Raw genomic sequence first — 21,314 nt, 5'->3', positions numbered from 1 at the left:
ATGAATGGAAGTATGGTTAAGTGCTGAATTAAGTAGGGAAGTGTTAACAGAATATCATCTTGATCTCGAAAATAAAGCACGTAACGCAGTAGAAAATGTCTTGAATGCTCAACTACAAAATAAGTCGTATGATATTCCGATAGATAAATGGAAGTGCATTGAAATTATGATGGGAAATGATAGTTTTGATGAACGTATTTTTTATTCATTTAAACGTAGAAATATGGATTTCCGTTTAAGGATTGATCCAACAACTTTTAAGGCAACAGATGATTTAGGCCGTGAGAGACTTATTTTTAGGATGCTCTTAAGAAGCCTAGATTTGTTAAAAGTTAAGTTTGAAAAAGTCTGTCCGAAGCTTGATGCAAAGGTTTATGAGGAGCTTGAAAGACTAAAAAATGATGCACTAAATGTTGCAAAAGATAAAAGTTGGATTTAAAGCGTATTTTAATTAAAGCCAGCGAGAGTGTTTTTTATTTATTATCCATTGAATTTTCCACTATTTTTATCCTGAAACGAGTCGGTTGTTGTATCCTTGCTCATTGACAGGCAATTGAATTGGATGCGATTGCCGCAAAACCCATATCATGAGTTGTTCAATGTTTCAGACTATCTTCACTGTACTGTTTCCGCTTATTGGCCTGATTACTTTGGGCTATGTATTAAAACAAAGGAAATGGCTGGAAGATAGTTTCTGGCGTGGGGCAGAAAAACTCAATTATTTTGTCCTGTTTCCAGTCATGCTGTTTTTAAATCTGGCCGTAGCCAATATTGAAATGGCAGTCATTAAAGATGTGGTTCTGGTGGTCTTTAGCCTTATGGCGGTGGTCAGTATTGCTCTTTATATGCTGCGCAAGATTTATCAGATTGGCTATGCACGCTTTGGGGTTTATGTACAGGCACTTCTGCGCTTTAACACCTATATCGGACTTGCAGCAGTGAATGCTTTATTTCATCAGCAGGGCATGACCATTTTCGCCGTAGTGATGGTGTTATGTATTCCGCTGGTCAATATCTTGTCTGTACTGGCATTTACCCGTAGTTCAGATATGCAGATCTTCAAAATCCTGATTGATTTGTTAAAGAACCCTTTAATTCTAGGTTCTCTTGTTGGAGGCCTATTTAATCTTTCAGGCTTGTCACTCTGGGCCGGGTTTGAATTATTTCTAAAACAGATTGCTTTGTGCAGTTTGCCGCTTGGCTTGATGTGTGTGGGGGCTGCCTTACAATTCCAAGGCTTTCAGCGAGATATCTTACCATTGGGCCTGGCAACTTTTGGACGTTTATTAGGAATGCCGCTTGCTGCATTCTTTGTCTGCCAATTATTTGACATTGATACTCTAACCACACAGGTACTGGTGTTGTTTTTTGCTTTACCTACCGCTTCAGCTTCTTATGTACTGACGCGTGTCTATGGAGGAGATAGCCAGTTCATGGCCAGTATTATCAGTATGCAAACGGTAGTCGCGGCAGGATCTCTCATGTTGATTCTTTCCTGCTTAATTTAATTTTAGGATCTGAAATCTGGTCATAGATTGAGAGTCTTCTCGTAAACTAATCCCGAAAATAGCCTAAGCAATTATTAACTTTATTGCTTTTCTTAAATGCCTTGCATTGGAGCATGACGTAGGAAAATGAGGCAAAAAACCAAATTAAAATCTTAAGATTCATTTGAAATAGATAGTGTTATTTCTTCTAAATTTATTGAAAGTAGCGTTACCACTTAAATCACGTGAATTAACATAAATAAAAAACTGTAGTCCCCGATAAGATGGTATATAAATTGCTCAGGATAATAAAAATATTATTGCAGGAGAGAAATGCTACTGCATTCGCCGAAGGAGCAAGGTCCCAGGAAACTCTCAGGCAAAAGGACTGCAATAATATATTAAACTCTGGAGAGAAGTGTTGAATCACTCACCGAAGGGGGAAGGTTGCTGCATACAGCTATGATGCAGTCACCGAAGCTCTCAGGTACACATGACAGATGGGAAAGACATCACATATTGAGGAGAGGTGTCTATGCGTCATGTTATTGTGGTGGGGGCAGGCATTACCGGTGTAACAACAGCTTATGAGCTCGCCTTATTCGGTTATCAGGTCACGGTGGTTGACCGTCATCTTTATCCCGCGATGGAAACATCCTTTGCCAATGGCGGGCAACTTTCTGCCTGTAATGCAGAAGTCTGGAATCAAAAAGCTACTGTGTTGAAAGGCATCAAATGGATGTCACAAAAAACCGCGCCGCTATTGCTTAATCCTTCTTTTAGTCTGCATAAATATAGCTGGCTGATGGAATTTCTAGGGCATATTAAAAATTATGAAGCCAATACCCGGGAAACGGTAAGACTCGCGTTACTGGCCAGAAAACGCCTGTTTGAAATTGCCGAAATTGAGCAGATTGATTTTGATCTGGAAAAGCGCGGAATTCTGCATTTTTATCATAATAAAGCTGATTATGATGTCGCGATTAAGGTCAATGATCTCCTATGTAGTGGTGGTCTGGAACGTAATGCAATTACCAATGAGGAAATCAAGCAGATTGAACCTGCATTAACTGGGGATTATTACGCGGGGTTTTATTGCCAGAGTGATGCGACTGGAGATATTCATAAATTCAGTACTGGACTGGCAAATGCCTGTATGAAAAAAGGGGTGAAATTCGAATTTGGTCAGGATGTATTTGCAGTCGATCACCAGGCACAGCAGATTACAGTTAAATGCCGCCCAAGCCCTGAAAATGTGCGTGCCAATGCTGAAGATGTGCTCGATATTCAGGCGGATACCATTGTGGTATGTGCAGGTGTCGGCAGTTATCAGCTAGCCGATCTGTTGGGTGAGCGGGTGAATGTCTACCCGGTGAAAGGCTATTCAATTACGGTACAGCTCAATGATGAGCAAAGCCAGCAAAATGCTCCTTGGGTCAGTCTCCTCGATGAGAGTGCCAAGATCGTCTTGTCACGCTTAGGTAAAGACCGCTTACGTGTTGCAGGAACCGCGGAATTTAATGGCTATAATCGGGATATTCGCGTAGACCGGATTCAGCCTTTAATTGACTGGACACAACGCAATTTCGATCTGTGTACTGAACATGTGGTTCCGTGGGCAGGTCTGCGTCCCATGATGCCGAATATGATGCCTGTAGTGCGCCGTGGTAGACAGGAACGTGTCTTTTATAATACCGGTCATGGACACTTGGGCTGGACATTATCAGCGGCAACCGCAGCTATGATTAGCCAAGAAATAGCTCAGCATTACCCGGCCTAAGTAAATAGCCCGTTTGCGGGCTATTTTAAAGCTCAAAAAATAATTGTTTATTCATTAAGCTCCTTCTACTTGGGGAAGAAGGTTAGGGGGAAGGGAATCTTTATAAAAACTTCTCCTATAAGGAGAGGGAATTCCTAGTTTAAATTTTTAAATATATATTTAGGAGATTGATAGATAAAAATAAAAGTCGGCTGTTTAATCATATAAACGATAAATACCACTAAAGCGCTCGCAGCCTTTTTGCTCAGTACTGACCGTCAAGATTGCCTTACTATAGTTAAAGGTATATTTGCAGTCATGCTCATTATCCGTAATCTGGCTTTTAGTTTCCGTCGTGGTATAAGCCAGAAAAGGAATGGTCTGGGTTTCTGCACGATTATTCGGATTGCGGTAAGCGATCCCTTCAATCTTGATGCGGTCTTTTGTCAGCTGATGAATCTTGAGATGAATCGGCTGCTTGGCCATTTGTCCCTGTTCAACCTTGAGATAGTGTTGAGTCAGGCTCTGATTCAAAGAAATATAAATATTGAGGTCATCCAGACGCTGGTCAAATTGCTGTTTAAAGCAGTCCAGCGTTTTACATTGCTGTAAACGTGTGCTCCATAGCTGCTGGGTATCTTGCAACAAGCGAACAGGCGCGTCTGTAATCAGAAAGGCGGTAAAATATTGATCAGTCAGTTTTTCACGCGGTTCATCTAGAGAGGCTGAACAGATCTTTTTCATGGCTGCGTTATTGTTATGATGACTGCTACAGTCCAGCGATTCAGCATGAATGCTGCTAGCAAAAAGGCCTGTCCCGAGTAAAAGTCCCATTATTTTCATCATATTTATATCAGTTTTCAGTAGCATGATCGCTTATACTTTCACTGTGTTACGCTAGGTCTAACTATAGCGAAATAGAAACGTCGTGTACAAGATTTCAATCAGTTATTTCTAAAGGATATAAAAGTGATTGCACAAATTCGTATTGGTCAGGGACTGGATGTACATGCATTTGAAGAAGGTGATTTTGTCACTCTGGCAGGTATTCAGATTCCACATACGCATGGCTTGAAAGCACACTCTGATGGTGATGTAGTTTTACATGCACTTTGTGATGCTTTATTAGGTGCCTTAGCACTGGGCGATATTGGTCAACATTTTCCGGATACCGATCCGCAGTTTAAGGGTGCGGATAGTAAGGTCTTGTTAAAGCATGTCTATCAGCTGATACTGGATCGCGGTTATCGCCTGAATAATGCCGATATTACGGTGGCCTGTGAACGTCCAAAGCTGGCTAAATATAATCTGGAAATGCGTCAGAGCATTGCCAATGTGCTGGATGTGGATGTGACTCAAATCAGTATTAAAGCCACAACCACCGAAAAATTAGGATTTACTGGCCGTCAGGAAGGTATTCTGTCTATGGCAACTGTTTTGATCAGCCACTACAAATAACATCAACCGAAGTTATTGGGATGGATCAGAGATAATTCCAGTTCCTGTGTTGCTTTACGGCCTTGCAGCTGTAGGGCAACCGCATGAATTAAACCGGTCCAGGTTTCATTCGGTTCCCAGAGCTGATTCAGATATTCCTGTGCAGTCGGCATGTCCATATTCATATAGTATTGTCGATATAAATACATCAGGCAGCTGACATGATAATTCTGCGTACAATGTACCCAGACCATCTGTTCTTTAACCAGATGATCAATCAGATCCAATACCAGCAGGCACTGACTATCTGAGGGAGTTTCCCAAGAGATCGGTACCTGGATATAGTTTAGGCCAAGATCAAGACAAATTTTATCTTCATGTAACAGATGATGATCACTATCTGTTAATGCCACATTGATTACGGTGGATACACCATATTCTTTAATCAACCTTAGTTGTTCAGTTGTCGGCTGACCAGAGCTGAACAGATGGTCATGGATGAACTGAAAATTTTCAATTTGACTTAATGCAGTTTCAATTTCATTCATCAGATAAAATTTTCCTTGTTCAGAAATGAAAACGCCATCTTGTCGATGGCGTTTGTCAGTTCGTTTAACGATTAGGTAAAACGTCCTTCAATGCCTCATGCATGTCAAGCAACACTTTTTCTGTGGTCTCCCAATCGATACAGCCATCAGTTACTGATTTTCCATATTCCAGATCACAAAGATTGGCAGGGATATCCTGACGGCCACCTTTCAGGTGACTTTCTACCATAATACCAACAATTGACTTATTTCCATCAAGAATTTGTTCAGTAATATTTTTTAAGACAAGCGGTTGTAAGTACGGGTCTTTATTTGAGTTTGCGTGGCTGGCATCAATCATGATCTTGCCGCTGACTTTTGCTTTCGCAAGCGCTGCCTCAGCATCTGCAACTGAACCTGCATCGTAGTTAGGTTTGCCATTACCGCCACGTAGAACCACGTGTGCATATGGGTTACCTGAAGTACGAATTACCGCAACCTGACCTTGATCGTTAAGGCCCAGGAAGCTGTGACCATGTTTAACAGATTGCATTGCATTGGTCGCAACAGTTAGACCGCCGTCTGTACCATTTTTGAAGCCGACTGGTGAAGACAGGCCAGAAGACATTTCACGGTGAGTTTGGCTCTCGGTAGTACGTGCACCGATCGCTGACCATGAAATTAGATCCTGATAGTACTGTGGAGAGTTTGGATCCAAGGCTTCTGTCGCACATGGCAGGCCAAGTTCATTTAGCTCCAGTAACAGTTTACGACCGATACGCAGACCTTTCTCAATATTGAAAGAGTCATTCATATCCGGGTCATTGATCAGACCTTTCCAGCCTACAGTTGTACGCGGTTTTTCAAAATAAACACGCATTACGATATACAGGCTATCTTTTACTTTTTCGCTTAAAGCTTTTAAACGTTCAGCATATTCATGCGCAGCCGCTGGATCATGAATTGAACATGGACCAATCACTACAAAAATACGCTTATCCTTACCATCCAGGATATTACGAATCGTTTCACGACCATGCAGTACGGTTTGATAAGCAGTTTCAGTCAAAGGTAACTCTGCTTTCAACTGAGCAGGTGTTACCAAAGGAATCATGCTTTGGATATTCACGTCATCAATATCTGATGCTGAAATAGGTTTTGACTGTAGTGTATTCATTGCCGTCACTGGTTTGATCATACAAAAGGTTGTTTAATAGCCTGAATATAACATGAATGATGCGTCACTTTGTTATAAAAAAGATGAATACTTCTTTGAAAAAAAAGTGATGAATCCATGATTTAGTTTAAACAGCAGCTGTTTTTTCTACTGCTGTTACCAATTCAGGTTGGGCTGGTTGCACTGGTTTTGACTTGACTGGATTCACAATGAAATTCACACCAAGACAGAACAGGGTAATCCCAAGAATTTTACGGATAATTTTCTCTGGCATACGTGAACTGATCAACGTACCAATTACAATCGCTGGAATAGAACCGCAAAGTAACCAGCCTAATAAAGTAAAGTCTACATTACCTGCGCTCATATGGCCCAGACCTGCGACTAAAGTTAGAAGTACGGCATGTACTACATCCGAACCGATAATGCGAATCATGGGCAGATTCGGGAACATCAGGATCAAGGCCATAATACCGAAAGCACCGGCACCGACAGATGATAAGGTCACAAACACGCCCAATACAATCCCCATGATCACGATCAAGACACGTTTATTGCCAGATTTAAAGTCAACTTTGTCCAGATCCTGAGTCATGTCAGGCAGTTCTTGTTTGCGGTATTTATTAAAAAACTTTTCAATAGAATTGCGGAATACAATAGATGCACCGGTAAGGGTCAGCATAAAGCCCAATACCATAGTCAGCGTTGCTTTATAATGTGTCGATTGACTGAGGTAATTCTCAAGTACCCAGTGGGTCACAAATGAGGCAGGGATACTACCGATCGCCAGCCAGATCACAATAGGCCAGACAATATTCATTTTCTTGGCATGAACCAGTGAACCACAGAATTTAGAAATTGCGGCATAAAGAAGGTCTGTACCAATTGCGATATGCGGTTCAACCCGAAGCAGTGTAATCAGGATTGGGGTCATCAACGAACCGCCACCGACACCGGTAATCCCAACACAGAAACCAACCAATACACCTGCTAAAATAAATTCAATCGGACCAAACATGCATATATGCCAAAATCAAAAAACGAGCATATCTTATGACTTTTAAATATAAGTCGTTGTCTTGATTATTGATTTGCTTATTCTAAAAAGAGATAAAGACCGTAAAATTTAAAGTAATTCATCCTGATTTATATTTTAATTTGAATCATCTAGCACACCTTTCTATTGCTAAGTACGATAATTGATAAAGATTCTGCAAAATGCTTTTTATTTATTTGTTTAAAGATCATTCGGTTTAGGTCACTTTTAATTTTTTAGACCTAGCTAAAGCGCGCATTGTACAGCTTCCAGAGTTTTATGATTTAAGATAGCCATGATTTGTCAGTTCAACACTTAGGCATGCTCAAATCACGCTTTATGATAGAATCTGAACGGAATTAATTTGTCTCATTTGAGGGAATACACTTGCAGAATCGGAAACTTAAAATCGGAATCGTGGTGGGAGAAGTATCGGGAGATACGCTTGGTGCGAAGCTCATCCGTAGTTTTCGAGAGCAGGGTATTGATGCAGAATTTGAAGGGATTGGCGGGCCGCAAATGCTGGCAGAAGGCTTCAAGAGCTACTATCCAATGGATATTCTCTCAGTCATGGGCATTGTTGAAGTCCTGAAAGATATTAAAAAACTGTTCGCGGTTCGTGATGGTCTGGTCGAGACCTGGACGAAAGATCCAGTCGATGTGTTTATCGGTATTGATGCGCCTGATTTTAATTTGCGACTTTCCAAGATTCTAAAGCAAAAGCAGTTACCGATTAAGACCGTGCAATATGTCAGCCCTTCGGTCTGGGCATGGCGTCAAGGCCGGGTACATGGTATCAAGGCCAGTATTGACCTGGTGCTGTGCCTATTTCCATTTGAAAAAGCATTTTTCAAGAAATGGGATGTTCCGGCAGCTTTTGTCGGTCATCCATTGGCAAGCCAGTTACCCCTCAACAATGATCTGGCTGAAGCACAGGCAGAACTGGGTTTAGATCCTGCACAAAAATATATTGCATTGCTGCCGGGGAGCCGCCGTGGTGAAATTGAACGCTTAGGGCCATTGGTACTGGATGCAGCCAAAATTCTGCATCAGAAATATCCGGATTATACGTTTCTGATTCCTGCCATTAATGAGATGCGCAAACAGCAGATTGAAAACTTGCTGGCACAATATCCGGACAGTTTAAAAGCGCATATCCGCCTGATGGAAAATACCAGTAGCGAGTCAAAAATTGGCCGTCAGGTGATGAATGCATGCAATATCATTGCCTTAGCTTCAGGTACTGCGACACTGGAAGCCATGTTATTGCATCGTCCGATGGTAACCTTTTATAAATTGCACTGGCTGACTTACCAGATTGCCAAATTGCTGGTCAAAATTCCTTATTTCTCATTACCAAATATCATTGCGGGAAAAAAAGTCATTCAGGAATTGATTCAGTCTGAAGCAACGCCTGAAAATCTGGCTGCTGAAATTGAAAAATTGATGGATATTGAAGCAGCTCAAATTCAGGTGATGCAGCATCTCACCATGCACAAGCAGCTGCTTTCCGGTAATAGTGAAGATCCTGTCAAAGCGGTACTAGACTTAGTCCAATAAAGGCGTCTTGCTTTTTTGACAGGCAACACGATATTGGGTCGGGGTTTGTTCAAACTGTTTTTTAAAGCTTTGACTAAACGCCGTTTCAGAAGAATAGCCCACCAGATAGGCGATCTGCTGAATGCTAAATCCGCTATTTCTGAGATATTGTGCTGCCAGCCGAAGTCGATGCTGTTGTAAATAAGCCAATGGCGGCTCACCAACAATCTGGGTAAACAGCTGGGCAAATTTTGAACGCGACATATGACATTGCTCAGCCAGACTTTCAACGGTCCAAGCTTGTTCCGGTTTGCCATGAATCGCTGCCAAGGCATTGGACAGTTCAGGATGCGAAAGGGCATTCAGCCAGCTCGAAGCATTTTCCAGATTCAAAATATAATCTCGTACGCATTCAATCAGTAAAATACTGACCAGATGATCCAGAATCTTGTCCCGTCCCGGACGAAGTTGCTGGGTTTCCAATGCAAGAAATTGCAAACCGACTTGTAACCATTCTGGTGCTGTATCTCCAAGAATATGCTGAATGTGCAGAAATTTAGGTAAAGCACTCAATAGAGGTTTCGCCATCTGGATATCCAGATTGGAACGAATCGCCAAGATAAAACTGCGTTCTGCTGAATGGGTGATATTGAGATCCACACATTGCTGTGCATGAGTCTGAAAATAACAATTAATCGAATGATGTTCAGAAAAATCCGCATTGCCGGGACTAGAAATCCGATGGGCAGAACCAGCAGGCAATAACACCAGATCACCTTGTTGCAGCTCAAGCAGATCGCCATCTTTAAATATTAATTGAGCTTGGCCTTGTAATAACACATAAGCCAGCATGGACGGTTCATACTGATAATCAAACCCGCCTGGATGAAACACATTGAGGTAGAGATATTCGGATTTTTCCAGATGAATATCATCAAAAATTTTACTTAAAGCATCCATGCCTGACTCTATTCTTTTGTTTTAATTCATTTAATTAAATTTAAATAGCCCAGTCTTGTGATTTAAGGCCAAGATTTGGCCTAATGCGCCAAAGACGCTGACATAGTTTTTCTGGACGTTCAATACTGTTCGCTAATGCAGAAATATTCAACTATATGTGCAGAGTAACATAAAAAAGGAGGGTCGCAATGAATGCCCCTGCACAAATTAGCAAAGCTCAGTTCACGCAGGATGCGTCAGCGCTGAAAGGTGTCCAACTGGATAAAAAACGTTTTGGCTGGCTGCTCAGTCCCGGTTTGCCTATGATCGGTATGGGAATTCTGGCTGGCTATCATTTTGGTCCCAAAGCCACTAAAAAAGTCTTTGCGATGGGTGGGCCTTTATTATTGCATGTGATTATCCCAACATTAGATGCTTTAATTGGTGATGATGCCAATAACCCAAATGATGAGCAGATTCAGGCATTGGTCAAAGATCCTTATTATGACCGGATCGTGAAGATGTTTATTCCATTGCAAATGGCTGCCAATGCTTTTGCTGGTTATGTCGTATCCCGTCCTAATGTTTCTCTGGTCGATCAGGTGCTACTTGGCGTATCTATGGGGGCGATTAATGGAATCGGCGTGAATACTGCGCACGAGCTAAGCCACCGTCCTCAGAAAAAAGATCACTACTGGTCACATGCCAGCCTGATGCCGCTGGCTTATAACCATTTCCGGATTGAGCATCCTTATGGACATCATAAACGGGTGGCGACGCCAGAAGACCCGGCATCTTCGAAAATGGGTGAATCTTTCTACCGTTTCTGGCCACGTACCGTATTTGGTGGCTTGAAATCAGCAATTGAGATAGAAAAAAGACGTTTGGAACGTAAAGGCTTAAAATTCTTTAGTCAGGAAAATGAGCTATTTCATGGCTGGGCGATGAGTGCGGGCTATCATGCCTTGATGTTGAAAACGTATGGCAAGAAAATTATTCCTTATGCGCTGACCCAAGCCTTTTATGGCATCAGCCTGTTTGAAATCGTGAATTATATCGAACACTATGGATTGAAACGCGGGCAAAAAGCGGATGGAACCTATGAGCGAACCTTGCCCGAGCATAGCTGGAACAATAACAACATCGTGACCAACCTGTTCCTGTACCAGTTACAACGCCATTCGGATCATCATGCCTATCCAAGCCGACCATTTCAGGCATTGCGACATTTTGATGAAGCACCAGAATTACCAAGTGGTTATGCCACCATGCTGATACCGGCACTGATTCCACCATTGTGGTACAAGATGATGGATCAACGTGTGTATCAACATTATCAAGGCGATCTGACTAAAGCGAATATTTTGCCTTCGAAACGTGCCAAGCTGCTTAAGAAATTTGGTCTAAAAGACACTGCGGCTTGATGATGTAAACAAATAAAAAATGCGCCATTCGAGGCGCATTTTTTATTGATTTTTATTTAGAACCAGTCACTTTGCATATTTAGACAGGTGTCATCGAAGTTCATCAGTAACTTAGCCTGATGTTCAATTTCAGGCAGCTCCCAATGAATAAAATATTGAGCTGCCTGAATTTTACCCGTCAGAAAGGCTTGATCTTCCTGTTGAGAAGATGTGCCAAATTTAAGTTGAGCCTGATTAGCCATTTCCAACCACAGCCACGCAATAATAGTTTTGCCCATCATATCCAGATATAGCCCCGAATTGGCCAAAGCTTCACTAACTTTGCCTTGATGCAGCGCCTGACCTAAAACCTGAGTGGTCTTTTGCACAGTGGCAAGATGCTGTTTATAGACATCTGCCAGTTCTGTTAACTTGCTATCCTGAATCTCAGACAAGGTTTTCTGGATGCGTTGCATGAGCAGGGCCAGGCCTTTGCCATTGTGCTGCCAGAGTTTACGGCCTAGTAGATCCAGAGACTGAATCCCATAGGTGCCTTCATGAATCGGATTAAGTCGGTTATCCCGATAGCATTGCTCAACCGGATATTCACGCGTATAGCCGGCACCGCCCAAGACCTGAATCGCTAGATCATTGGCTTTAGGACCATAAGTAGAAGGGAAGGACTTGACCACGGGTGTAATGAGATCCAGCAAAATGGCACTCTCTTCATCTTGTGCAGCCTGATGTTCATCAATTAAGCGGGCTGCAAATAAGCACAGCGCCAAAGCACCTTCAACATAAGACTTTTGTGCTAATAACATGCGTTTGACATCCGTATGCTCAATGATATTCACGGGCTTGGCATCAGGTGTTTTTTCATGAACCAGCCGGCCTTGAGGACGGTTCTTGGCATAGTCCAGAGACTCCAGATAACCACGATAACCAATCATGGCTGCACCGAGGCCAACACCGACACGTGCTTCATTCATCATCTTGAACATGTATTTTAGGCCATGTCCCGCTTCACCAATTAAATAGCCTAAGCAATTGTCGTTTTCTCCAAAGCTTAGCACTGTTGAAGTGGTGCCACGATAGCCCATTTTGTGCAGAAGGCCGGCTAACTGTACATCATTGGATTCACCAATACTTCCATCTGTATTGGTTTTGAATTTCGGCACGATGAATAGGGAAATACCTTTTACGCCTTGTGGAGCGTCTTGGATACGCGCCAAAACCAGATGCACAATATTTTCAGTAATGTCCTGATCACCACCAGAAATAAACATTTTCTGGCCTTTAATTTTGTAGCTTCCATCTGCCTGTGGAACCGCTTTAGTGGTCAGATCTCCCAAAGAGGAACCCACATTCGGCTCGGTCATCGCCATAGTCCCGGCAAAGCGGCCACTAAGCATATGCGGCAAGAACATTTGTTTTTGTTCTGGAGAGGCAAAGGCCTGAATCAGATTTGCTGCAGCGGCTGTCAGAAAAGAGTAGGCAACAGTCGAAGGATTCGCCGACATGAAGTAGGCATTGCAGGCCATATTGACCAAAGTCGGCAATTGCATGCCGCCGTCTGCGTAATCATGCTGGGCACAAAGTAGACCAGCATCAGCAAATTGTTGCCATGCTATTTTCACTTCATCAATGGTCTTCACCTGTTTGCCATCAAAGCTCGGTTCGTGATGATCAGCCTTGGCATTATGCGGTGCAAAATAATCGGTCGCGATGCCTTTTGCCGTTTCCAGAATACTATCAAAGGTATTTTTGTCATGGTCCTGATAGCGTTCCAGTTCAGTTAAAGCTTCAAGTTTGAAGACATCATAAAGCAGAAAATTGAGGTTTTTATCATTAATCAGCTGAGTCACGGTACGGTCCTGAATATGCAATCCTTGAGATAGCATCAAGACTAGCAGTTGCATTTATCAAGGAGGATTGTCAATAATGACATGAAACGGGTGAAAAACGACAAATAGAAAAATATGCAACAGGTAGTGATTTTAGGCTTTGATGGTGCTTTAGCTTCAGCAATTACGGGTGTCGTCGATTTATTTGCTATGGCGGGCGTCAGCTGGAACCGGATTCAGCAGCAGGATGTGCAACGCCTGTTTAAAGTCAGGATCGCCAGTCCAGATGGACAACCAATTCGTTGTATTAACGGTCTGAAATTGCAGGCTCATTGTGCATATCAAGAGATTCAAACTGCCGATATTCTGGTAGTGCCGACCATTGCCGCGCCTATTCAAGAGGCACTGGATGAAAATCCAAGCTTGGTTCAGTTTTTAACTTCTGCTCATGCACAATCCACCTTAATCGCTGGAAACTGCACCGGGAATTTCTTTCTGGCAGAGGCCGGCATTTTAGATGATCGTGTGGCGACAACGCATTGGGGCTTTCAAGATATGTTTCGTGCACGTTATCCTCAGGTCAAACTCAATGCCGATCTGATGATTAGCCGGGATCAGAATATTTACTGTGCAGGTGGAGGCTTGGCTTGGTTTGACTTAGGCTTGCATCTGATTGAACGTTTCTATGGTTTTGAAGTTGCCATGCAATCTGCTAAATCCTTTGTGATTGATTATCGACGCGATAGCCAACTCTCCTATTCATTAATGAAGATTGGCCAACCGCATCATGATGAACTGGTGCAAAAAGTTCAGGACTGGTTAGAGCAGCATTTTCATGAAGAGTTTACTTTGAATGCGCTGGCAGAACGTTTTAATGTCACGACTCGTACTTTAATCCGGCATTTTAAACAGGCGCTAAATATTGCACCGAACCAGTATCTGCAAGCCATTCGCATTGAAGCAGCACGCAAACGACTTGAAGAAACTGATCAGGCTATTGATGTAATTATGCAAAATATCGGTTATCAGGATCCAAGCTCATTTCGGCGTTTATTTTATAAAAAAACAGGGTTAACACCCTTAGAGTATCGCCGTCGTTTTAGTCGACGTTTCTAGATTTTGATAAAAAGAGAGATTCGAAAATCTCTCTTGACATAAATATTAGTTAAAGATGTCTTTACGTAAATAATGTGTATAAATGGTTGAGGCGATGCTTTGCAGGAAGCCCGTAAACATAATCCAGTAAATGAAAACTTCACGTTCTAACCATTTTAGTCCGAATCCTTCAAATCCGATGATGATCAAAAAGGCTGAACTAATCCCCAAAAATAAAATGTTATAGGACAATGATTTCTGCTTTAATAAAATCATGGTTCCTCTTTCGTCTTTGGCTTCCTGTGAGCATTCAAAGCGTATTTTATATATTTCACAGCAAATCACAGCAACCACAATACTTAAAATACTAGCCATCAATAACCAATATAGTGTCATGTTTCTTCCTCAGCATAACTAAACAGTTCCTCAATCGTGGTTTCAAGCGCATTTGCTAACTTGAATGCCAGTATCAAGGAAGGGTTGTACTTCTCTTTTTCTAATGCGGCAATCGTTTGGCGGCTGACTGCCACTGCATCAGCAAGCTGTTGTTGTGTCCAACGTTTTTTAGCACGGAACACGATGATGTCATTCTTTAACATGTCTTTACTCCAACATCACTCAAAATGTAATATATATTTAACATTATGTAAACTATATATTTCATAATGATAAAAATAAGTGTTATTTAAAAGATTGAGATATAAAAAACGGGCTTGATGCCCGTTTAAAAATTTTTGAATCAGCTGGTTTAAGCTTTGACTGAGGTCGATTTAACCTTGCGGCCATGCAGCAGGTAATACCAGATCAGACAACTAAAGGTAAGCACTGCGGAAAACAAATAAAGCTGACGATAACCCACCTGATCCAGCAGCATACCGAGGAAATAAGGTCCGAAACCAAGACCGGCATCTAGTGCAATAAAGAAAGTCGAGGTTGCCAGACCCATCCGTTGCAAGGTGGTACTTTTCACGGCAATAGTTTGACACACTGACTGAATATTACCGAAACCAAAACCTAATAACGCGGCACTTGCCAGTAACATCACAGAGTTTTGCGCCTGACTCAGCATCAGAATACCTACTGCCATAATCACTATTGCAGGGTAGATAATGATGTTTTCACCTTTACGATCCATTAATGGGCCAGTAAAAGGACGCGATAGCAAAATGGCGAAGGCATACATCAGGAAGAAGAAAGAGGCTGCTTCGACCAGATTGATATCCTTGGCATAAAAGTGAATAAAGGACAGTACGCCTGAATAACAGGTAGCTACCAGCAGTACAATGACAGCAATCGGCAAGGCATTCGGCTCTACATATTGAGCGAGTTTACTGGCAGATTGTGGAACAGAGGAAGTCGATGTACCACTCGCTTTAAGACGCGGTGGTTGGATAAACAGACCGCAAATCAGGCAGCTGAGCGCAACGATCGTGGTGAAGATAAAAATCACCTGATAATTAAAATTCGTCATCAGCCAGATCCCGACAAAAGGACCAATCGCTGTACCAAGTGTACTGCTCATACTGAAATAACCGATACCTTCACCACGTCGTGTTGCCGGAATGGTTTGCGCAATTACTGTACCAAGTACGGTAGAGGCCATACCCATCATAAAGCCGTGTATCAGGCGAATACCTAATAACACTTCCAGCTTGGCCGGAATCATATAAAGTCCGGAAAATAGCAAAAAGCCAGTCAGGCCAATCACCAAGGTATTTTTTAGTCCTAGACGATTCAGCAATTTCCCAATAAATAAGCGTCCAATTAGCGTTCCGACAATAAACAGACCGGATACCAGACCGGCTTGTGCAGTCGATGCTCCCAGTTCAGCGACCGAGAAACCGACAATCACAATCACCAGCAGGTAAAACACCAGAACGAGCTGGAAATTAACCAGACTGAGCAGGACGAAATTAGGGGTCCATAAGCGGGCTTGATCTTGGCTCATTGTGGTGTTTCCTGAGATGAAGGGTGTAGTTGCTGAATCAGCTGTACCAAAGTATTTTTACTGCTTTGCAGATCATCTGCGTCAATTTGTTGCAGTAACTGATCTTCAAAAGCATCAATCTGTTTAGAACACAGGTTAAAGGTTTTAACCCCTTGCTCGCTGAGTTTAAATAATTTTTGACGTTTATCTTCGGTTTCGATCTGGCAGATTAAGTCGAGTTCACTTAAATGCTGGATACGTTTGGTGATGCTTGGTTTTGAAACATTTAAATAGCTTGAAATATCAACCAGCGTGCATTGCTGTTGGGATTGAATGGTGTAGAGCACTTGCCATAAGGAATAATTAAGTTGGGAGGATAATAAAATAGTATTGATTTCATCACTCATGAGTCGTGCGCAACGCAGCAACAATGAACGAAATCTAGAAGAGGGTTGAAACATATAGTTAACCTGGCTAACTAAATTGTGCCTAATTTACGCCTCTTTATTCAATTAAACAAGAGGGAAATTTTGAAAATTTTTGCATGGTTAACGTCCTTTAGACTAAGTTGTTACAAGTCCTTAACCTGATTAAAAAACAATCAACAAAAGACTACATACTTTTAAGAATGAATCAGCCTAAGCTACCTAAGCACTAGAAAAATCCATCACTTAATAACTGAAGGGCAGATATGCCAAATAACACTGCATAGGTGAAGTTTATGACTCTGGGTTTAACTGCATTAGAGTTAGCACGCATACAGTTCGCCTTTACTGTATCTTTCCATATTATCTTTCCTGCAATTTCAATCGGGTTAGCAAGTTTTCTGGCTATTCTGGAATGGCGTTGGTTAAAGACTAAAAATCCGATTTTTCAGGATCTGTTCAAGTTTTGGGTCAAAATTTTTGCCGTCGCATTTGGTATGGGCGTCGTATCCGGTGTGGTGATGAGCTATCAGTTCGGAACCAACTGGAGTGAGTTTTCCCGGGTCGCGGGAAGTGTGACGGGGCCCTTGCTGGCTTATGAAGTTTTAACTGCTTTCTTTTTAGAAGCCGGATTCCTGGGCATCATGCTCTTTGGTTGGGATCGGGTTGGCCCACGAGCGCACTTTTTCTCCACTTTAATGGTCGCAATCGGCACCTGTATTTCCATGTTCTGGATTTTATCTTCCAATAGCTGGATGCAGACTCCACAAGGTTTTGCGATTGAAAATGGCCTGATCGTCCCGCAGGACTGGGTAGCGATCGTATTTAACCCGTCTTTTCCTTACCGTCTGGCCCATATGGCGATGGCTGCCTTTCTGGTTTCGGCCTTACTTGTAGCCTCAACAGCGGCATGGCATCTGATCAAGGGCCGTCGCGATCCTTTAGTCAAAACTTCATTTTCTATGGCTATGTGGCTGATTCTGGCACTTGCACCTTTACAGATTTTTGTGGGGGATATGCATGGTTTGAATACGCTTGAACATCAGCCCGCCAAACTGGCCGCAATGGAAGGCCATTGGGAAACCAATCATGATGAAGGAATGCCTTTATACCTGTTTGGAATTCCAGACATGCAAGCTGAAGAAACTAAATATGCAATTGGTATTCCTAAATTGGGTAGCCTGATTCTGACGCATTCTATGGATGGAAAAGTCACAGGGCTTAAAGATTTTGCGCCTGAAGATCGACCCAATTCACTGGTCGTGTTCTGGAGTTTCCGGATCATGGTCGGGCTGGGTATGTTGATGCTCTTGCTTGCACTATGGGGGCTATGGTCACGTACCCGAGGACGTTTTTATGAGTCACGTGGACTGCATCGTTTTGCACTCATCATGGGGCCATCCGGATTTCTTGCCATGCTGGCAGGATGGTTTACCACAGAAGTCGGACGTCAGCCTTGGGTGGTCTACGGCATTATGCGGACCAAAGATGCATTATCACCAGTGTCTGCCGAACAGGTCGGTCTAACTCTGATTATCTTTGTAGTGGTGTACTGCGTCGTTTTTGGCGTAGGAATTTTCTATATGTTGCGACTTATGCATAGAGGTCCAGAATTTATTCATTCCAGACCACACCATGAATCGGATAGCGATGTGGTTCAAGCTTCTCGTCGACCATTGAGCAGTATTCGCGAACGTATTGAAGAAGTTCCTGAACATCCGGATCAGGAGGATAAAAATGATTGATTTATCATTAATTTGGATTGCGATTATTGGACTGGGTGTATTGGTTTATACCATTCTGGATGGTTTCGATCTGGGCATTGGCATCCTATTTCCATTCTTCCCGCATCAGGATGAACGCGATGTCATGATGAATACGGTCGCTCCAGTCTGGGATGGTAATGAAACATGGATGGTTCTAGGGGGTGCCGGATTATTTGCTGCCTTTCCATTGGCTTATTCGACGGTACTCTCAGCGCTATATATGCCCATCATCCTGATGGTGATCGCCCTTATTTTTCGTGGTGTCGCTTTTGAGTTCCGTTTTAAGGCGAATAAAAGCAAACACTGGTGGGATAAGGCCTTTATAGGGGGATCAATCGTTACCAGTTTCTTGCAAGGAATGATTCTAGGTGCATATATTCAGGGGATCGAAACACGAAATGGTGTCTATGTAGGCGGTGGTCTAGACTGGCTTAGCCCATTCAGTATCTTTACCGGAGTCAGTGTTGTGGTGCTATATGCAGCATTAGGATGTGGCTGGCTCATTTATAAAACCGGTGATGATTTACAGGATCGCATGTTTAAACTGATGCCGAAGCTGATTATAGCTTTATTGATTATTCTAGGCGCTGTTAGCGTTTATACGCCGTTGACCCATCCGCAAATTGCGGAGCGCTGGTTCAGTCAGCCACAATTCACCTACTTTATGCCCGTACCGATCTTGGTCATATTGTTTACTTGGCTAGCCTTACGTGCCTGTAAAAGACGCAGTGAACTAGGTCCATTTTCCTATATGCTGGTACTGGTATTCCTGGCATATACCGGTTTTCTGATTAGTCTGTGGCCTTATATTATTCCACCATCAGTCACGATCTGGCAGGCAGCGGCACATGAAAATAGTCAGTTATTTGCCTTGATTGGAGCCTTGATCCTGATTCCGATTATCGTGATTTATACCTGTATGTCCTATTGGGTATTCCGACACAAGGTGCGTGTTGGTGATGATGGTTATCATTAAGGAGCAGGCATGACACGCAAACAGATAGTATGGTTTGTAGGCTTATGGCTTGCAGGTTTTTTGACACTAGCACTTATTGCAGGAGCATTCCGCTTTCTGGTGCATTTGGCCTATTAGGTCATAATATAAACTGAACAGAAAAGGGATTTGTTAGTACAAATCCCTTTTTTATAGGCTGAATTTTAGATCTTTAAAATCAAGATGAGGCTTTGATCTGTTTACGATACACACTTGGACGGACAGGGCGGCTATTTTTCCATAACCCTTTTTTCTGCTTTTTGGCTTTATTCTGTAGTTCCATCATATAGAGTAAATGGTTTTTATCCCGGATATATTCCTCATAGACCCATGCCGCACCACGTTTCACAATCTCTTCATTGATATTCTTGCGATAACGATAGACCACACCGACACAGCGACCATAACGGTCAATATCCGTAATTTGTACCCGAATCATTTTATTTTTGACCATGCTTTGAACCAGGCGTAGCGATTCCTTACCATAGGCCTGTGAAGATTCAGGCGCATCGACATAGGCAAAACGCAGTTTGGTCTCAGAGCGACGGATATTAAAACGGTAGCAGGTGAGGGTGTCACCATCACTGACAGCACTTACCCTGCACCAGTATTTCTTACCTTTCTTAAAGGGGCGAAATAGGTCCTTTAAATACACGGTAATTTTATGCAGCAGATAATAGGAAAAACACAGAAGTACGAAGCCCAGCACAATTTGCCAGGTAGTGGAGAGATGTAACAAGGGCAAGATCCAAATCAGCAAAAACAGCCGCATAAACACAGCTAAAAGTTGAGCCATTTTAGATCAAAGCCACTCCGCATAGGGCTTAAAAAGCCATCAATCGGTGTTTTGTTTTGTACCGATAAAATAGCCTAAGCAGTATAAAACCAAGCCAACCTTAATCCTAAAACCTGATAGTAAAAATAGCCTAAGCAATTTTAAATCATCTCATAAATAGCCTAAGCAAAAATTTTATAAATTTCATTTCTCAAAAATTGATGTCTTTTATTTTCTTGCAAATCTTTATGCCAATACATCCCCATATTAATTTTCGGCAGTTGTACAGGAACGTCAAAAATATTCAGACAGTTTGCTAACTGTAGATGCATCAATACATTTTTAGGAATCGTCAGCATGGCAGTCTTTTGCTGTTCCAGAATTTGCAGGGCTGTCGAATAGTGCTGGCAACGTAAAAAAATCTGTCGGGAATAATGTTTTCGACTTAAATATATATCTTCAACTAGAACTCCTGTACGGCGTGAGGAAACCCCAATATGAGGTGAGGCTAGATAAACCTGTTCATTCATTTCTGTTTGTTGTGTACAGACCACGAATTCATCTTGTACCAGTCGTTCAAATTGGATTTTTTCACTAATACTTTGCTCCAGATCAATGACAAAATCGACCTGTTGAGAGGCAAGATCTGCAGCAATATTTTTACGGTCGAGTTTCATGCTACTCAGTTGAAGGTCCAGATTTATTTGTTGAAAATGTTGAACCAGTTTAGGAAAGATCATGGGTTCAATTTCATCATGTACAGCAATTTTTAAGCTATGAATCAATTCTGGTCTGAATTGCTGATGCTGCATCGAAATATTCTGAATCGCAAAAAGTGCATTTTTAATTTCAGGATAGATTTGATCCGCAAACGGTGTGGGCTGCATCTTGCTACCCGTTCGCACAAATAAATCATCCTGTAAATGCTGTCTTAAACGTTGTAAAGCATGACTGGCCGCTGACTGGCTTATCGATAGAATTTGCGCAGCTTTAGAAATACTGTTTTGTTCGTAAATGGCAATAAAAAGTGGATAAAGATTAATATCAATACGATGAAAATTTCGTAGATCCATCACGGTTTTTGAATGAATACTATGCATACTACTATATGGAATTAAATCATTTTATTCATAATAAGTTTTGGGTTAAGGTGTTGTAAAGCGTATGAATTAGAATATTCAGAG

Annotated in this window: 21 protein-coding genes and 1 riboswitch; of the genes, 9 read left to right on the top strand and 12 right to left on the bottom strand. The window is 42.1% G+C overall.

Annotated elements, in window-relative coordinates; all coding sequences use genetic code 11:
• Nucleotides 1-4: 4 nt before the first annotated feature.
• The 3 genes from AC4MBN_RS07810 (at nt 5) to AC4MBN_RS07800 (ending at nt 3,267) form a co-directional block, all read left to right on the top strand.
• Entirely contained in the window at nt 5-439 is a 435-nt protein-coding gene (locus tag AC4MBN_RS07810; protein ID WP_419364489.1) for an Imm44 family immunity protein, read from the top strand.
• A gap of 160 nt (nt 440-599) precedes the next feature.
• A complete protein-coding gene (locus AC4MBN_RS07805) occupies nt 600-1,508 on the top strand; it encodes an AEC family transporter (protein ID WP_419364488.1) in 909 nt (302 codons plus the stop codon).
• Nucleotides 1,509-1,800: 292 nt separating this feature from the next.
• Nucleotides 1,801-1,888: riboswitch (glycine riboswitch) on the top strand.
• 134 nt (nt 1,889-2,022) lie between these two features.
• Entirely contained in the window at nt 2,023-3,267 is a 1,245-nt protein-coding gene (locus AC4MBN_RS07800; RefSeq protein WP_491880098.1) for a D-amino acid dehydrogenase, read from the top strand.
• Nucleotides 3,268-3,462: 195 nt separating this feature from the next.
• Here the strand turns inward: AC4MBN_RS07800 and AC4MBN_RS07795 are convergent, their stop codons facing one another.
• Nucleotides 3,463-4,116 carry an A1S_1983 family putative colistin resistance protein gene (locus tag AC4MBN_RS07795; RefSeq protein ID WP_419364484.1) on the bottom strand — a complete coding sequence of 218 codons (654 nt, stop codon included), beginning with the start codon at nt 4,114-4,116 and terminating at the stop codon, nt 3,463-3,465.
• Nucleotides 4,117-4,215: 99 nt separating this feature from the next.
• On the opposite strand from AC4MBN_RS07795, the gene ispF reads away from it, so the two are divergent.
• On the top strand, nt 4,216-4,704 hold the full coding sequence (ispF, locus tag AC4MBN_RS07790; RefSeq protein ID WP_491880097.1) for a 2-C-methyl-D-erythritol 2,4-cyclodiphosphate synthase: 489 nt from the start codon (nt 4,216-4,218) through the stop codon (nt 4,702-4,704).
• Between the two features lie 2 nt (nt 4,705-4,706).
• On the opposite strand, the gene AC4MBN_RS07785 is transcribed toward ispF, so the two are convergent.
• The 3 genes from AC4MBN_RS07785 to AC4MBN_RS07775 form a co-directional block, all read right to left on the bottom strand.
• Nucleotides 4,707-5,231, bottom strand: coding sequence for a protein tyrosine phosphatase family protein (locus tag AC4MBN_RS07785; RefSeq protein ID WP_419364480.1), 525 nt, complete (start codon nt 5,229-5,231; stop codon nt 4,707-4,709).
• Nucleotides 5,232-5,295: 64 nt separating this feature from the next.
• A complete protein-coding gene (locus AC4MBN_RS07780; protein WP_125278643.1) occupies nt 5,296-6,387 on the bottom strand; it encodes a 3-deoxy-7-phosphoheptulonate synthase in 1,092 nt (363 codons plus the stop codon).
• 127 nt (nt 6,388-6,514) lie between these two features.
• The gene (locus AC4MBN_RS07775) at nt 6,515-7,405 is read right to left on the bottom strand and encodes a sulfite exporter TauE/SafE family protein (RefSeq protein ID WP_125278642.1); all 891 of its coding nucleotides are present in this window, start codon (nt 7,403-7,405) and stop codon (nt 6,515-6,517) included.
• 405 nt (nt 7,406-7,810) lie between these two features.
• Here AC4MBN_RS07775 and lpxB point away from each other — a divergent pair, with 405 nt between their 5' ends.
• A complete protein-coding gene (gene lpxB / locus AC4MBN_RS07770; protein WP_491880096.1) occupies nt 7,811-8,983 on the top strand; it encodes a lipid-A-disaccharide synthase in 1,173 nt (390 codons plus the stop codon).
• On the opposite strand, the gene AC4MBN_RS07765 is transcribed toward lpxB, so the two are convergent.
• The gene (locus tag AC4MBN_RS07765; protein WP_491880095.1) at nt 8,972-9,922 is read right to left on the bottom strand and encodes an AraC family transcriptional regulator; all 951 of its coding nucleotides are present in this window, start codon (nt 9,920-9,922) and stop codon (nt 8,972-8,974) included. The two genes, lpxB and AC4MBN_RS07765, sit on opposite strands and share 12 nt — an antisense overlap.
• A gap of 188 nt (nt 9,923-10,110) precedes the next feature.
• Here AC4MBN_RS07765 and AC4MBN_RS07760 point away from each other — a divergent pair, with 188 nt between their 5' ends.
• Nucleotides 10,111-11,325, top strand: a complete 1,215-nt coding sequence (locus tag AC4MBN_RS07760) for an alkane 1-monooxygenase (protein ID WP_491880094.1) — start codon at nt 10,111-10,113, stop codon at nt 11,323-11,325.
• 56 nt (nt 11,326-11,381) lie between these two features.
• Here AC4MBN_RS07760 and AC4MBN_RS07755 read toward each other — a convergent pair whose 3' ends face one another.
• On the bottom strand, nt 11,382-13,205 hold the full coding sequence (locus AC4MBN_RS07755; RefSeq protein ID WP_491880951.1) for an acyl-CoA dehydrogenase: 1,824 nt from the start codon (nt 13,203-13,205) through the stop codon (nt 11,382-11,384).
• A 78-nt stretch (nt 13,206-13,283) separates the two neighbouring features.
• Here AC4MBN_RS07755 and AC4MBN_RS07750 point away from each other — a divergent pair, with 78 nt between their 5' ends.
• A complete protein-coding gene (locus tag AC4MBN_RS07750; RefSeq protein WP_491880093.1) occupies nt 13,284-14,264 on the top strand; it encodes a GlxA family transcriptional regulator in 981 nt (326 codons plus the stop codon).
• A gap of 45 nt (nt 14,265-14,309) precedes the next feature.
• Here AC4MBN_RS07750 and AC4MBN_RS07745 read toward each other — a convergent pair whose 3' ends face one another.
• The 4 genes from AC4MBN_RS07745 to AC4MBN_RS07730 all read right to left on the bottom strand — a co-directional run bounded on the left by AC4MBN_RS07745 (nt 14,310) and on the right by AC4MBN_RS07730 (nt 16,631).
• The gene (locus AC4MBN_RS07745) at nt 14,310-14,639 is read right to left on the bottom strand and encodes a hypothetical protein (RefSeq protein ID WP_438113757.1); all 330 of its coding nucleotides are present in this window, start codon (nt 14,637-14,639) and stop codon (nt 14,310-14,312) included.
• Nucleotides 14,636-14,842 (bottom strand): helix-turn-helix transcriptional regulator, encoded by a 207-nt coding sequence (locus tag AC4MBN_RS07740; RefSeq protein ID WP_180014751.1) that lies wholly within the window; start codon nt 14,840-14,842, stop codon nt 14,636-14,638. The genes AC4MBN_RS07745 and AC4MBN_RS07740 overlap by 4 nt, the downstream gene beginning before the upstream one ends.
• A 149-nt stretch (nt 14,843-14,991) precedes the next feature.
• Entirely contained in the window at nt 14,992-16,191 is a 1,200-nt protein-coding gene (locus AC4MBN_RS07735) for an MFS transporter (RefSeq protein WP_491880092.1), read from the bottom strand.
• A complete protein-coding gene (locus AC4MBN_RS07730; protein WP_491880091.1) occupies nt 16,188-16,631 on the bottom strand; it encodes a MarR family winged helix-turn-helix transcriptional regulator in 444 nt (147 codons plus the stop codon). Before AC4MBN_RS07730 ends, AC4MBN_RS07735 begins: the two co-directional genes overlap by 4 nt.
• A gap of 260 nt (nt 16,632-16,891) precedes the next feature.
• Here AC4MBN_RS07730 and AC4MBN_RS07725 point away from each other — a divergent pair, with 260 nt between their 5' ends.
• The gene (locus tag AC4MBN_RS07725) at nt 16,892-18,340 is read left to right on the top strand and encodes a cytochrome ubiquinol oxidase subunit I (RefSeq protein ID WP_419364465.1); all 1,449 of its coding nucleotides are present in this window, start codon (nt 16,892-16,894) and stop codon (nt 18,338-18,340) included.
• Entirely contained in the window at nt 18,333-19,337 is a 1,005-nt protein-coding gene (gene cydB / locus AC4MBN_RS07720; protein ID WP_034702762.1) for a cytochrome d ubiquinol oxidase subunit II, read from the top strand. Before AC4MBN_RS07725 ends, cydB begins: the two co-directional genes overlap by 8 nt.
• A gap of 196 nt (nt 19,338-19,533) precedes the next feature.
• On the opposite strand, the gene AC4MBN_RS07715 is transcribed toward cydB, so the two are convergent.
• Complete coding sequence (locus tag AC4MBN_RS07715; RefSeq protein ID WP_419364463.1) at nt 19,534-20,151, bottom strand: thermonuclease family protein; 618 nt, start codon at nt 20,149-20,151, stop codon at nt 19,534-19,536.
• Nucleotides 20,152-20,312: 161 nt separating this feature from the next.
• Nucleotides 20,313-21,230, bottom strand: a complete 918-nt coding sequence (locus tag AC4MBN_RS07710; RefSeq protein WP_491880090.1) for a LysR family transcriptional regulator — start codon at nt 21,228-21,230, stop codon at nt 20,313-20,315.
• Nucleotides 21,231-21,314: the final 84 nt, after the last annotated feature.

This window comes from Acinetobacter sp. CAU_H_60 (assembly GCF_058599385.1).
The sequence above is the reverse complement of the archived record's forward strand: the minus strand, read 5'-3'. Positions and strand labels throughout refer to the sequence as shown.

Coding starts and splice junctions, on each gene's coding strand:
- AC4MBN_RS07810 (WP_419364489.1), top strand. CDS start 5: ATGGAAGTATGGTTAAGTGCTGAATTAAGTAGGGAAGTGTTAACAGAA.
- AC4MBN_RS07805 (WP_419364488.1), top strand. CDS start 600: ATGTTTCAGACTATCTTCACTGTACTGTTTCCGCTTATTGGCCTGATT.
- AC4MBN_RS07800 (WP_491880098.1), top strand. CDS start 2,023: ATGCGTCATGTTATTGTGGTGGGGGCAGGCATTACCGGTGTAACAACA.
- AC4MBN_RS07795 (WP_419364484.1), bottom strand. CDS start 4,116: ATGCTACTGAAAACTGATATAAATATGATGAAAATAATGGGACTTTTA.
- AC4MBN_RS07785 (WP_419364480.1), bottom strand. CDS start 5,231: ATGAATGAAATTGAAACTGCATTAAGTCAAATTGAAAATTTTCAGTTC.
- AC4MBN_RS07780 (WP_125278643.1), bottom strand. CDS start 6,387: ATGAATACACTACAGTCAAAACCTATTTCAGCATCAGATATTGATGAC.
- AC4MBN_RS07775 (WP_125278642.1), bottom strand. CDS start 7,405: ATGTTTGGTCCGATTGAATTTATTTTAGCAGGTGTATTGGTTGGTTTC.
- AC4MBN_RS07765 (WP_491880095.1), bottom strand. CDS start 9,922: ATGGATGCTTTAAGTAAAATTTTTGATGATATTCATCTGGAAAAATCC.
- AC4MBN_RS07760 (WP_491880094.1), top strand. CDS start 10,111: ATGAATGCCCCTGCACAAATTAGCAAAGCTCAGTTCACGCAGGATGCG.
- AC4MBN_RS07755 (WP_491880951.1), bottom strand. CDS start 13,205: ATGCTATCTCAAGGATTGCATATTCAGGACCGTACCGTGACTCAGCTG.
- AC4MBN_RS07750 (WP_491880093.1), top strand. CDS start 13,284: ATGCAACAGGTAGTGATTTTAGGCTTTGATGGTGCTTTAGCTTCAGCA.
- AC4MBN_RS07745 (WP_438113757.1), bottom strand. CDS start 14,639: ATGACACTATATTGGTTATTGATGGCTAGTATTTTAAGTATTGTGGTT.
- AC4MBN_RS07740 (WP_180014751.1), bottom strand. CDS start 14,842: ATGTTAAAGAATGACATCATCGTGTTCCGTGCTAAAAAACGTTGGACA.
- AC4MBN_RS07735 (WP_491880092.1), bottom strand. CDS start 16,191: ATGAGCCAAGATCAAGCCCGCTTATGGACCCCTAATTTCGTCCTGCTC.
- AC4MBN_RS07730 (WP_491880091.1), bottom strand. CDS start 16,631: ATGTTTCAACCCTCTTCTAGATTTCGTTCATTGTTGCTGCGTTGCGCA.
- AC4MBN_RS07725 (WP_419364465.1), top strand. CDS start 16,892: ATGACTCTGGGTTTAACTGCATTAGAGTTAGCACGCATACAGTTCGCC.
- cydB (WP_034702762.1), top strand. CDS start 18,333: ATGATTGATTTATCATTAATTTGGATTGCGATTATTGGACTGGGTGTA.
- AC4MBN_RS07715 (WP_419364463.1), bottom strand. CDS start 20,151: ATGGCTCAACTTTTAGCTGTGTTTATGCGGCTGTTTTTGCTGATTTGG.
- AC4MBN_RS07710 (WP_491880090.1), bottom strand. CDS start 21,230: ATGCATAGTATTCATTCAAAAACCGTGATGGATCTACGAAATTTTCAT.